10 protein-coding genes are annotated in these 12,582 nt (G+C 62.7%); 6 read left to right on the forward strand and 4 right to left on the reverse strand.

The genetic code is table 11. From position 1 onward, the window contains the following. Positions 1 to 187 precede the first annotated feature (187 nt). A complete protein-coding gene (locus QMO56_RS04325) occupies positions 188 to 2,038 on the reverse strand; it encodes an ATP-dependent helicase (RefSeq protein WP_349362339.1) in 1,851 nt (616 codons plus the stop codon). Beyond that, on the reverse strand, positions 2,035 to 4,002 hold the full coding sequence (locus QMO56_RS04330) for an ATP-dependent endonuclease (RefSeq protein ID WP_283523815.1): 1,968 nt from the start codon (positions 4,000 to 4,002) through the stop codon (positions 2,035 to 2,037). The genes QMO56_RS04325 and QMO56_RS04330 overlap by 4 nt, the downstream gene beginning before the upstream one ends. Before the next feature lie 407 nt (positions 4,003 to 4,409). Here QMO56_RS04330 and QMO56_RS04335 point away from each other — a divergent pair, with 407 nt between their 5' ends. Further along, positions 4,410 to 5,006 (forward strand): hypothetical protein, encoded by a 597-nt coding sequence (locus QMO56_RS04335; RefSeq protein WP_283523816.1) that lies wholly within the window; start codon positions 4,410 to 4,412, stop codon positions 5,004 to 5,006. Between the two features lie 311 nt (positions 5,007 to 5,317). Here QMO56_RS04335 and QMO56_RS04340 read toward each other — a convergent pair whose 3' ends face one another. Continuing rightward, entirely contained in the window at positions 5,318 to 6,226 is a 909-nt protein-coding gene (locus tag QMO56_RS04340; protein ID WP_283523817.1) for a hypothetical protein, read from the reverse strand. On the opposite strand from QMO56_RS04340, the gene QMO56_RS04345 reads away from it, so the two are divergent. The 4 genes from QMO56_RS04345 (at position 6,219) to QMO56_RS26960 (ending at position 8,782) form a co-directional block, all read left to right on the forward strand. After that, positions 6,219 to 6,551 (forward strand): hypothetical protein, encoded by a 333-nt coding sequence (locus QMO56_RS04345; RefSeq protein WP_283523818.1) that lies wholly within the window; start codon positions 6,219 to 6,221, stop codon positions 6,549 to 6,551. The two genes, QMO56_RS04340 and QMO56_RS04345, sit on opposite strands and share 8 nt — an antisense overlap. A gap of 19 nt (positions 6,552 to 6,570) precedes the next feature. After that, complete coding sequence (locus QMO56_RS04350) at positions 6,571 to 7,326, forward strand: recombinase family protein (protein WP_283523819.1); 756 nt, start codon at positions 6,571 to 6,573, stop codon at positions 7,324 to 7,326. A 386-nt stretch (positions 7,327 to 7,712) separates the two neighbouring features. Beyond that, positions 7,713 to 8,369, forward strand: a complete 657-nt coding sequence (locus tag QMO56_RS04355) for a glycoside hydrolase family protein (protein ID WP_283523820.1) — start codon at positions 7,713 to 7,715, stop codon at positions 8,367 to 8,369. A 77-nt stretch (positions 8,370 to 8,446) separates the two neighbouring features. Further along, positions 8,447 to 8,782 (forward strand): lysozyme inhibitor LprI family protein, encoded by a 336-nt coding sequence (locus QMO56_RS26960; protein ID WP_408906504.1) that lies wholly within the window; start codon positions 8,447 to 8,449, stop codon positions 8,780 to 8,782. Here the strand turns inward: QMO56_RS26960 and QMO56_RS04360 are convergent. Next, positions 8,766 to 9,404 carry a recombinase family protein gene (locus tag QMO56_RS04360; protein WP_283524101.1) on the reverse strand — a complete coding sequence of 213 codons (639 nt, stop codon included), beginning with the start codon at positions 9,402 to 9,404 and terminating at the stop codon, positions 8,766 to 8,768. The genes QMO56_RS26960 and QMO56_RS04360 overlap by 17 nt on opposite strands. Positions 9,405 to 9,498: 94 nt before the next feature. On the opposite strand from QMO56_RS04360, the gene QMO56_RS04365 reads away from it, so the two are divergent. Next, positions 9,499 to 12,477 carry a Tn3 family transposase gene (locus QMO56_RS04365; protein ID WP_349362340.1) on the forward strand — a complete coding sequence of 993 codons (2,979 nt, stop codon included), beginning with the start codon at positions 9,499 to 9,501 and terminating at the stop codon, positions 12,475 to 12,477. The last annotated feature ends 105 nt before the right edge of the window (positions 12,478 to 12,582 follow it).

Genomic DNA, 12,582 nt, shown 5'->3' on the forward strand with positions numbered 1-12,582 from the left:
GGTTCAGCTCGTCTGAACCTCTGCCCTTCGGCGAGAATGGGGGTGCAAGCGGAGATGCGCCTTCACAGGGACCCGGCTGTAGGGAGCAAAGCGACCGAAGCTGGGTGGAAGGCGCATCGAAGCGCGCTGGGGGCGAAGCCCCAAGTATCGTTTACGACCTCAAGGCCGCAACGCTGAGGAGGGTGTCCTATTCAGCCCCCGGATACTGTCGGGACAATGATTCGCCGAGGATGCGTTCGAGCCAGGCGATACGCCCGCCGCGCTCGCTGCAACATGTGAAAAAGGCGCGTTGCTCGGCTCGCGTGAACGCGACAAAAAATGAGTTCAACTCCTCTTCGTTCTGCGGGGTCAAGCTCCACCAGCTTCGATTATCTAGACCAAAGAATACGATCGTGTGGAATTCTAGTCCCTTGCTCTTGTGCACGGTCATCAATGGCACTTGGCCCTTGCCCACTAGCCGATCCAGCACATCGGTCCACGTCCCGCCGCTCGCCCGGCATTCTTCTAGCAGTGCCACGAACCCCGACCGAACGCGGTTGAAATCGCTCGCTCTGGAATATGAAGGCGTGCTTTGTCGAATAGACTCTTCGCCGATCTCATCGATCAGCATGTGCACAAGCGCGGTTGTATCGACCTGTTCGGGCGAGTTTGCCTGCATATATGCCCTAACTGTACGGCAAAGGGCCTCCGTCCTGATCGCCATCCGTCGAAGACCTACCTCATCTCCGTCGGAAATTGCCGCAAGCCTCTGCATTTGAGTCTGTGCCTGTGACCAGGCTTCCCGATCGCGCCTTTTTGCTCCCAGACGCAAAAAAGGGATGAGGCACTCAGTCAGCTCTTCGGAGAGAAGGTCTTGTATGGCGACACCGCCGACCATCCGGGCAACATTCCGGAGAGCGATGTTCCTTGCCGCAAAGGCCGGAAGAATCTCCCGCTCCACCCGATCTGCATAGTTGCGAACAAGGATGGCGATGCGGTGGGGCTCGATCTGGCCGTCTTGAACCTCGCCAGCAATCCATTCTGCGAGATATTCAACCTCTCCCTCGCGGGTCCGAAACTGCCAGATTGCGGCGACATCTCCATCGACCTGCCGGGGGCGACGCGCGACTACGGCCTCGACATCCTCGTCAATAGCGGTCGCAATCAGGTGCTGGATCGCTACTAAGTCCTCGTGCGACCGCCAGTTCGAGAGAAGCGTCACAGGCCGGGCGTTGAAATCAGCGGTAAACCGCGCGAACGAGTCTCGCATCGCGCCAGCCCAGCCCATGATTCGCTGCTTGTCGTCGCCTACCGCCGTAAGCACCGAGCGGCTGCCATGGAACGCCGCCATCAGCACTTCGTATTGCGCGGTAGTCGTATCCTGAAATTCGTCAAGAAAGACAATGGGATAAGTCGCGAGGAGAGCCTTCCGCACATGAGGGTTATCACGGACCATGCGTTCAACGATGCGGTTTATCATTGGGAATGTAAGGTACGCCTGCTCACCGCCTTCGAATTGATCTCGCCAGTAAGCCTCTAGAAGCCCCCTCATCCGTGGTTGGAGTGACGCTCCCTCAAGAGGCAGCTTCGTGTTCGAAACGGCGTGGTCGATGTTTCGCCAATCCACATCCTGTGCGTCATGGCGATTGAGGAAGTCCTCGATGATGTCACGTGTCGGGAACGAGATTTGATAATTGGCGGGAGGTCGGTAAAATTCAGGTACCGCGTCGCGGAACTGATCGACGATCCCTTTAGTGAAGGCATCGAAGGTCATCGATACAAAACGATGGCCTTCATCCGGGCAACGCCGGCGAACACGCTCCGAGAGGTTCAGCGCCGCGTCTCGCTTGAAGCTGATAGCAAGGACGCGCCTGGGACTTGGGCAAAGTCCAGTTTGCAAAAGATAAGCGGCCTTCTGCGCCAAAAATTCTGTCTTCCCTGCTCCTGCTCCAGCCGTCACACAGACGCATTGGGTGGTCTCTCGGAGCGCGACCAAGGCCCGATCTTCTAGGCTATCGACCCCCTGTGGTACCCAGTTCTCAGGGCGCACGCGTGTCACAGGGCAAGTTTCTTTTTGACGCGAGTTATCAATCGACAAAGTTCTTCGGGCGCATCGCTCGCAAGTTGCTCGCTATCAATTTCAGTGAGTGCTCGAAGATGCGACTCTGGCTTGCTGTCGCTCAAGAACAGGTAGGGGTACCACGCGAACTCATCGTCCCATTCAGCGGGATAGAGATCAGGGTTTCCTCCGGTTTTGAGGGTGACGCTCTTCTTTTCCGCAACTGCGGCTGCTGAGGTGCGGGGCCCATAGCCACCTTCTCGTGGCTTTTGATAAGCCGCCGAGAATAGACGAAGCATTGAAAAATCAAGATCGATCGGGGAGGAAAAGTAAACGCTCTCTCGGCGCAATGCTTTAAGCCAAGGATGATCTTGGTCCTCGGACAGCAACTCCGCGTCGTCTATCTCATCGATCTCATCGAGGTCGATCTCTCCATCGATGATCAGCTTATTACCCGAGAGATCGTTGCCAATTTCTGCAAGCTGCTCGACCGCGTATTTGATGGCCTTTGCACCACCGTGCTTTCGGCCAAGGTCGAGATCGAGAAGTGTCGCGTAAGGGATATCGAGATCGTTCAAGAGCCTCCAAAAATGCGTCACAAACCTGCCGCCGAGCGGGACGATCGGAACAAACGAAGGGTCGAGTGGCACATTCATGGCTTCAGCAATGCGTGGGATTACGATGGATTCTGAGGCACCTTCCGCCAGTATCGCAAAGCGCGCAAAATAGAGTTCCGGATAAGCTTTCACCGCGAGCCGAACGTACTTTCCCTCATCTGTTGCAGCTGCCGGAAGCGTGAGAGCACGCACTCGTGCCTCGCGTGTTTCCTCCTCTAAGCGGCAATAGCGAACCTCATCGGCCTCAGTTCTGGCGAGGATACTCGCGCTGTGACTGGAGACGACAACCTGCGCTCCCTCCATGCCGCCGATCCCACGCGCTTGCGTCATGATCCGCGAGAGAAAGAACGGCGACAGGCTATTTTCGGGCTCCTCGATGGCTAGGATCGTAAGATGAACGCGACGAAGCTTCTCCTGATCGAATGCGCAATCTTCAGCGGCCTCGGCGAGGGCATCCTTTTCGATTTCAAGCGTGGCCGCTGTAAGAGCAATGTGGAAAAGGCTCCGCTGCCCATCGCTTAAATCTTCGACGCTGCGGGTGCGCTCTGTTTCATCGGGGAAAAATACGAACTCTGCGCGCTTCACGAGCTCGCCGATTTGACTTTCCACAAGCCTGAGCATCGGCTTTGCGTCAGTATTTCCCCGATGCAGGTCGCCCCAACGTCGCTCAAGCCGGTCGGTGATGAATTGTGTCGGCTCTTCTGCCTCGAATTGGTTCTGGATTGCCTCGGCACCTTCGGTAGCCGTCCTTGCCAAGTCCGTGGACCACCGCGCCGCCCTCCATAAACGGCCTTTGAGCAGAGAGGTGACTTGGTCCGAGGCATTCCTGCTGGCCGGGACATAGATCAGCTGGATCGATCCTCGTTCGACCGGCTGAACTTTACGGCATTCGTCCCAGACGAAGTCATTCCCGAGCGTTGGGATCCACCTGGCCTCCTCCTCAATCGTTCCCTCAGGCGTGCCGTCGTCGGTCCATACGGCCTGAAGACGTATCCGCACCTTGAGAGGATCGTCTTCTCCGGACGCGGCCATGTGGTGAAAGAAGTCTGGTATCGCACTGTCGTCGGCGTCTTCTGCGTCAAGTTCGGGGAAGCTGAACACGCACTCGATGGATATCATCGTTCCGTTCGCCAGCTCTACAGCGTCCAAAGGGATATGGAAGTCCCGCTTGTGGATAGCGCGTTGCGGCTGCGTAACTCCAAAGAGCTTGGAAAGCGCCGCGAAGAGTGCAGTCTTCCCGGAACCGTTATTTCCAACGAATGTAGTAAGGGAGCCTTGTAACGAAAACTCCGTTGCATCGGGTCCGAAGCAACGAAAATTTCCTATTCTTATACTATCTATTTTCAAAGTATCGCCTCCGTCTGTCGAGATTAGCTCAATTCGCCGCCCGAACGCATTAAGATTCGATGCGCCGTTGGATGCCTAGCTGCTTACAAACTGACCCGCGCTCAACTGAAATAATCCTTAAACCCCTCTTATCGAGATCGGCAGCCGAAACGCCTGTTATCCCGATGTTGAACGCATCGCGTATCCAAAGGGACAGGCACGCCCAGTGGCCATGTGGTGGGAGCACGGAGGCTCACTGACTGGCGATCCAACGGCCAGACGGTGGGCTTGGGGGATGCAACGGGGGCGGGCACCGCCCCCTTGCCAAGATTGCGCGGTACTACCGCGCACATCTTGCACTCTGCGCTATCCCTCATGGTAGCCTGCTTAAGCTTCCTAGACTTTTGAGTTAAGAGGAGTTGCCTCCTATGGCTTTCGATCTGACGAACAATGCGCTCTTTAGCGGAGCAATTGGGTCTATTGCGGGAGGCGTTATCGGCGCATTCATTCCCTTGGCGCTGTCTGCGGCTAGAGAAAAAGTCTACTTTTCTCTAAGGCTCGTTGAGCAATTTGACTCTCATGCGATGTATCAAACACGCTCCAAGGCTTGGCATTTTTTATCTGACGGTCGGCTAGAAAATTCGTTCACCGATGATCCAATTTATCTTTCCAAAGATGCCGATGATTTATGGGCTCTTCTTGGGTCTTATAAAGTTATAGGAATTTCTGTCGGAGAGAAGAAAATAAGAGAAGAAATTATTATCAAAGGCTTCAGTCAGACTTTCATCTGGTGGTACTACGCTGCTTTCAAAAACGGCCTAATACCTCTCGGACCGAAATGGGATCTTGTGAATCCTATCCAGTCTTTTCACGATTGGTTGCAAGCTAGGATCGAGTCGGCGAAATTTGATGAATGGAAGAAAGCCGGAGAAGAATCTAGAAGCAATGCTATCGGAAGATTAAAACCTTCTCACTCCGTAGGCGATGACCCCAGCAACAGCTCCAACAACAAGGCCTCCGCCTAAAGCGCCAAGACCGATAGACAACGCGACATTTGGATTTTTACTCACCTGCGATTGTGATTGTATCGGCGCGTTTTCATATTGATCATGATCGATCTCATTCGCCAGTGGACCGATAGATACCCCTAAAAAAATAGGCGCAAGTTTTATAGAATTTTTTAGCAAGGACATAATAAGCGCTTTCCGTCACCGCGTATGCTGCGCGACCTGTTGTTTATAAGTTTATAAGTTTATAAGTTTATAAGTTTATAAGCCATTTCTATGGAAATTAGAAAAAATAGTCAATATTTATTGATTTGTTCACAATGGGTATTTTAGTTAGCTAATATATGCCTCCTTAACCGACGTAACTCAGAGCGTGACGCTTCATCCCTGAATGCAGGGGCATTCCGTTCCAGCCAAGCCAGCCGCTGGTCCAGCTGCTCCTCCATCAGGGCCTCGCTTCGATCCCTGTTCCGCAGCTCTCCACCGACCGGGCCAGAGACCCGAATATGCGCCAGCAGGTGCGAGAACATCATCCGGTAAAGTCCTTCCGATGGTCGGCCTTCCGCCAGGATGTGGTATTCGAACCGCCAGCGGCTTTCGCACCAGTTGTAATCAACCTCATCGATCCTGGTCGGCTTCATCCGGCGCTTGCGGCTGACCCGCTCCAGATGAAAAGCGATCAGGCGCAACTCATAGCCTTCCATATCCTCGCCCAGCGGCGTGCCGTCCTCCGGGTTCCGGCCTTCGTAGATATCGGTAAACACGCCGAGTTCGGTGAAGAAGATCCGCAGCTTGCTATAGAGGGCGTCGATGCTGTTGGCGCTGAGCGTCATCTGCCGGGCGGCTTCGCCAGCCGGCTCATCCCTGGCAAAGCTCCAGAGCACGCGCTTGAACTGGTATTCGCTGAGTTTGGCCGAGCGGTAGAAGCGATTGGCGGGCTGCGCCGTTTTCGACTTCCTGCTCGCTGCCACAGCTAAGCTGCCTTTCTGTTTCAATGACTTGCGCCGCACGCTATTGCCTGCTGCATCGCCTTTGCTTGGGTAAAGCCCAGCTGTGAGCATGGATCTCGCCGGTACGACCGCCCTACATTCCACTGCATCAAGCAAGGCGCAGCAACACCGCAGAGCGAATAGCAAGGACAGTAAGCAGGAATAAATTCCTTGTATGTTCTTGTTTTGTTCTGTATAGTCAACGAGCGCCGTTGTTGAAGCAGGAAGGAGGGCGTTTTTGATGAACACCAACTTTCCCAAGCATGGCGCCGCCTCGGCGAAGTTGCCGGAGCCTTCCGGCGATCTTGGCCGCTACTGGTCCTATGTCGAGCATCTCGATGTCTCGGATGCTCGCAAGGCCGAGCTGCTGGAGGCTGTCTGGCGGATCATGCGCAGTTTCGTGGATCGCGCCTTTGGCGACGATCCTGCGCAGCTGGCGCGAATTGCTGGGGATAGAGATGAGTGCGCGCGTGATCGCAGGCCGCTCGCTAGGGTAGGATTCCAGCACACACAGAAAGCAGGCGACACCGGCGATCTGGCGGGCACGTTCCGCCGATGCGGCGAAGGCGAGTGAGAGGAGCGCTGTCCCACCCATGAAAAAGAGCATCCTGGCCCAGGCCGTCATCTATTGCCGCGTTTCCGGCACCAAGCAGGTGCGCGAGGGCGATGGGCTGCGCAGCCAGGAGGCGCGCTGCCGCGAATATGCCGGCTACAAGGGCTATGAGGTCGCGGAAGTGTTCCGCGACGATGCCAGCGGCGGCAGCGCCGACCGCCCGGCGATGAAGGCGATGCTGGCCTCGCTTCGCAAGCGTCCGGGCTGCGTCGTCATTATCGACGATATCAGCCGCTTCGCCCGCGACATTCGTGGCCATTGGGATCTGCGCGACCTGCTCCGCGAGGCGGGCGGCAAGCTCGAAAGCCCGTCGATTGAGTTCGGCGAGGATTCCGACTCGATCCTGGTCGAGAATCTGCTGGCGTCCGTCTCCCAGCATCAGCGCCAGAAGAACGCCGAGCAGACCAAGAACCGGATGCGGGCGCGGGCGATGAATGGCTATTGGGTCATGCGGGCGCCGATTGGCTATCGCTATGAGCGGGTCGCCGGCCACGGCAAGATGCTGGTCCGGGACGAGCCGTTGGCCTCGATCATCGCCGAAGCCCTGGAAGGCTATGCCTCGGGCCGGTTCGAGACGCCGAGCGAGGTCAAGCGCTTCCTGGAGGCGCAAGCGGCCTATCCGCGCAATTCCAACAACGAGGTCCATATCGAGCGGGTGAACGAGATGTTCACCCGGCCCGCCTATGCCGGCCATATCAGGGGTCGCGCCATAGGACGGATGCTGGAATCACCCTAAGCGGGACGGATTGAGAACCGGCGATGAGAGGCTTGGCCCGCCCATTCTTGCCTTGACAGAACGAACAAAATAGGAACATATTCGCCGCGTTGGTTCGCTGAGAGGAGGCCATGGCGCTTATCCCCCTCACTGAGACAGGCCTCCGCAGCGCCATGCGTGATCGCCGTTACTGGCAGTCGGGCCATCCTGAGCGAGAGGCATATGTGGGCTGGGTCAGCCACGGGTGGCGTGCGCTCGAAGGATCGCCGTACCAAGATCCCTCAGGCAGCTCGGTCGTCTTCGTTCAGGCCTACACGCGCGTCCGCGATGGGCATACCGAGCAGGTGTCGGCCCACCAGAGGTCGGCTCCGGCTCGGACTGGCGACAACTCTGCCGGCGGAGCGGCCTTGCAGCAGACTAGCGGTGGCACGGAGGCACCGAATACGACGCCGAACGGCGCGGCACCGCCGCGACCGTCGGAGATCTCAACGAACGGCGCCGCTTTTCTCTACCAGTGGGAGGCGCGGGTCGGTGTGAGTGACCGGCCGCACTGGCCCGGCGGCAACAGCGGCGTGACGCTGGGGCCCGGCTACGACATGGGCGGTCGAACCCGCGAGCAGGTGCAAGGCGACCTGGCCGCGGCAGGATTGCCGGCCGACACCGCCGCCGCGCTCGCTGCCGGTGCCGGCCTTCGAGGCCAGGACGCCGGCAACTTCGCCACGACGCAGCGCGATGCGGTGAGGCTCACCGACGACCAGCAGCAGGCGTTGATGACGATCGCGGTCGCGCCCGCGCAACGTGCTGTGGCGAACGCCGTGACGGTTCCGCTCAACCAGAATCAGTACGACGCGCTTACCTCGCTGGCCTACAACATCGGAACGGGCGCCTTTCAACGCAGCACGCTGCTGCGTCGTTTGAACGCCGGGGATTATGCAGGCGCGGCGGAGCAGTTCGGGGTCTGGGTAAGGTCAGGGGGCGCTGATTCGCCCGGCCTCATCGCAAGGCGCGCTGCCGAGCGGCGCCTTTTCAAGTTCCCGGTCGGCACCGAGGGCGCGGTTCCATGATTCGCCGAGCCGTTCTCGCTGTTGCTTTACTGACAGCCTGCTCCACAGCGGATGCTCAGTCACAGTTCGAACCAAACATGCAGCTGCTGGCCGTGTGCCGCGATGGCCCCACGAGCTCAACACCGACCGGCACTGCCATCTGCGCTCGCGAGGCAACGGATGCAGCGGACCAGCGCATCGCGGTGTTGATCAGGGAGGCCAGATCGCCTGGCCTTGCGCTGCGCGGCGCCGATCTCTCGGCATCTCAGACGAATTGGCAGCGGTACCGAGACCTCCACTGCGGCCTGTTCGATCGGGGAGACGGATCGAGCGGCAGCCAGACACCTGCAGACATCCAGCTTTGCCGCCTTGCCCACAGCCTCCGGCGGGAGGCGGAGTTGAGAGAGCTGATCTACCTCATGGGCCCACGCTAGAATCAGATCCGGATACCGCCGAACTCACCCTGGTCCGCCTCACAATGTCGGCCACGGTGTTCTTGCTCAGCCCCAGCTCGCGGCCGATCAAGCGATAGCTCCGCCCCTGGGCGATGAGGCTGAGAACCTTCGGCGCCAGCCGGTCCGACTTCGGCCGCTGCCCCGGCTGTCGGCCCAGCCGCTTGCCGCGCGCCTTCGCCGCGGCGATGCCGGAGCGGATGCGCTCCTGCGTCAACTCGCGCTCGAACTCGGCGATGCCGGCGAGCACGGTCGCCATCATGCGCCCGTGCGGCGTTGAGAGGTCGAAGGCCATGCCGTTCAGCGCGACGAGCGAGACGTGCCTCGCCTCGAGCTCGCGCAAGGTAGCCAGCAGGTCCGTCGTGCTGCGGCCCCACCGCGACAGCTCAGTCACCAGCACCGCGTCGATCTCGCGCCGCTGCGCGAGCGCCATCACCTTCCGCCGCTCGGCCCGGTCGAGCCGCACCCCTGACGCAGTCTCCTTGTAGACCCCGACCACCTCGTAACCGGCGCGCGCCGCGAACGCGGCCAGATCGCGCTCCTGCCGCGCGCAGGACTGGTCGGCCGTCGAGACCCGACAGTAGAGGGCGGCGCGCTGTCCCAGTTGAACCCCTCCCGCATGGCGGCCCGCAAGCCACTGTTCCGGCTCGGCCCGGCACCGTAGCAATCAGCCTATACCTCAACTGGGACAACCCGCCATGCCGAGACGACGCGCGCTCACCGGGGCGCAGCTCGCGGGGCTGCTCGCCCTGCCCGCCACGGAGGCCGAGCTGGTGCGGCACTGGGTGCTCGGCGACGCCGACCTCGCCGCGGTCGGCCGGCGGCGGCGCGACCACAACCGGCTCGGCTTCGCCCTGCAGCTCTGCTCGCTGCGCTACCCCGGCCGGCCGCTCCGGCCCGGCGAGGCCGTGCCGGAGCCGGCGCTGCGCTTCGTGGCCGACGCGGTCGGTGCCGCGCCAGAGGCGGTCGCCGCTTACGGCACGCGGGCGCAGACCCGCTCCGCGCATCTCGACGAGCTTCGCGTCGCCTTCGGCTTCTCCGATCTCACGCCCGCCCGTCGGCGCGAGGTGGCGGCCTGGCTGCTGCCCGTGGCGCTCGCTACCACGAGCGCTGTGGCGGTCGCCACGGCGCTGCTGGAGGAGATACGGCGGCGGAGGCTGATCGTGCCCGGCTCCTCCATCGTCGAGGAGCTGACCGCGGCCGCGCTCACCGCCGCGGAGCGCCACGTCGCGCACCAGATCACCGGCCGGATCACGCCGGCCCAGGCGAACGCGCTCGATGCTCTGCTGGCCGCCGAGCCGGGGACGGGAACGAGCGTCCTCGCCTGGGTTCGCCAGCCACCCGGCGCGCCGGGGCACCGCACCCTTGCACGCCTCGTCGTGGCGCTGGAGCGGCTGCGGGCGATCGGCCTCGACCCCGCCTGCACGGAGGGCGTCCATCCCGAGCGCCTGCGCCGGCTGGCGCGCGAGGGCGGGCGCTTTACGGCCCAGCACCTCCGGACACTGTCGCCGCTTCGGCGCCGGGCCACGCTCGCCGCCACGGTGCTCGACACGATCACGCGGCTGACCGACGACGGCGTCGGCACCTTCGACCGCGCCGTCAGGCGCATGTTCCGCCGGGCCGAGCTCGCCGAGGGCGACGCGCTCCTGCGCGACGCACGCGCCGTCAACGACAAGGTCCGCCTGTTGGCCAGGCTGGGGGCGGCGCTCATCGAGGCCAGGGACGGCAGTGGCGATCTGGAGGCCGCAGTCGCCGACGCCGTCGGCTGGGACAGGCTCGCGCGCAGTATCGCCGAGGCCGAGCGCCTCGCGCGCCCAGACCGGGCCGACCTGCCGGCGCTCGCCGCCCGCGCTTGGCCGGTCCTGCGCCGGCTCGGCCCCACCTTCCTCGGCGCCTTCCGGCTTCGGGCCGTTCCTGCCTCGGCGGGGACGCTGCGCGCCGTCGAGGCGCTGCGCGAGGTCTACGCCAGCGGCGGCCGGCGATGGCCGGGGAGTCTGCCAACCTCCTTCCTGCGCCCAGCCTGGCGCGAAGCCGTCCGGGACGCGGGCGGGGGGTCACGGCGCGTTTGGGAGGCGGCAACGCTGCTCGCGCTGCGCGACCGGCTGCGGGCCGGCGACATCTGGGTAGAGGGCAGCCGGCAGTGGCGCGCCGTCGAGGACCAGCTCATCCCGCCCGCGCTCTTCGCCGCCATGCGCGACGCCGGGCCGCTGCCCGTCGCCGTGCCGGAGACAGCCGAGGCCTACCTCACGGAGCGCCGCACCACCCTCGACCGGCGTCTCGCCGAGATCGCAGCCAAGGCCGCGGCAGATCGTCTCGAGGACGTCCGCATCGCGGGCGACGCGCTGCGGATCTCGCCGCTCAAGGCCGCCACGCCGGAGGAGGCCGAAGCGCTGGCCGAGCGCCTCTACGGCCTGGTCCCGGCAGTCCGCATCACCGACCTGCTCGCCGAGGTCGACCGCTGGACGGACTTCGGCGCCGCCTTCACCCACCTGCACAGCGGGCTGACGGCCGGCGACCGGCGCGTCGTGCTCACCGCCGTGCTGGCGGACGCCACCAATCTCGGCCTGACGCGCATGGCCGACGCCTGCGCCGTCGCCACCTACCGCCAGCTCGCCTGGACGGCCGGCTGGCACCTGCGCGAGGAGACCTACCGACGGGCGCTCGCCATCCTGGTGAACGCCCAGCAGGCCCAGCCGCTCGCGGCGCATTTCGGCGCCGCCGACGTCTCCAGCTCCGACGGCCAGCACTTCCCGGCCGGCGGGCCTGGCGAGGCGGTCGGCGCCGTCAACAGCCACTATGGCCGCGACGCGACGACGCTGCTCTACACCCACGTCAGCGCCCGCCACGCGCCCTTCCACACCGTCGCCATCCTGCCCTCCAGCGAGGCGGCGCACGTCATTGACGGCCTGCTTTACCACGAGGCCGACCTCGCCAGCGCGGTGCACCACACCGACGGCGGCGGCGTCAGCGACCACGTCTTCGCGCTCGCCCATGTGCTCGGCTTCCGCTTCGCGCCGCGCATCCCGAACCTGGCCGAGCGACGCCTCTATGCCTTCAGCCCTGGCTCCACCTGGCCGGCGCTGCAGCCCTTCATCGCCGGCATCGTGGATACGAAGCTCATTGCCGCGCACTGGGAGGAGGTGCTGCGGCTCGCCGCCTCGGTGCGCACCGGCCGGGTCAGCGCATCGCTGATGCTGAAGCGCCTCGGCGCCTACCCGCGGCAGAACGGCCTCGCGCTGGCGCTGCGCGAGATTGGCCGGGTCGAGCGGACGCTCTTCACGCTCGACTGGCTGGAGCGGCCCGAGCTGCGCCGGCAGGCCACGGCAGAGCTGAACAAGGGCGAGGCCCGGAATGCGCTCGCCCGCGCCGTGTGCTTCCACCGCCTCGGCCGGCTGCGCGACCGCACCGCCGAGCTGCAGCAGCACCGCGCCAGCGGCCTCGCCCTCGTCACCGCCGCCATCGCGCTGTGGAACACGGTCTATCTCGGCCGCGCGCTCGACGTCCTGCGCGGCCGCGGTGAGACGGTCCCGGACACGCTGCTCGCCCACCTCGCCCCGCTTGGCTGGCAGCACGTCAACCTCACCGGCGACTACCTCTGGGGTCAGGGCGGAGGCGTCGGCCCGGACGGCTTCCGGCCGCTCCGCGGCAGTCGTCACACCGTGGCCGACGCCGCCTGATGTTCCCGCTCCGTCCCGCTTAGGGTGATTCCAGCCTCCGTCCTATGGCGTGACCCCATATCACCCATGAAGAATGGGGCCTTCGCTTGGTGCCTGCCAAGCATG

It is taken from the genome of Roseomonas sp. E05 (assembly GCF_030063475.1).
Classification (GTDB): domain Bacteria; phylum Pseudomonadota; class Alphaproteobacteria; order Acetobacterales; family Acetobacteraceae; genus Pseudoroseomonas.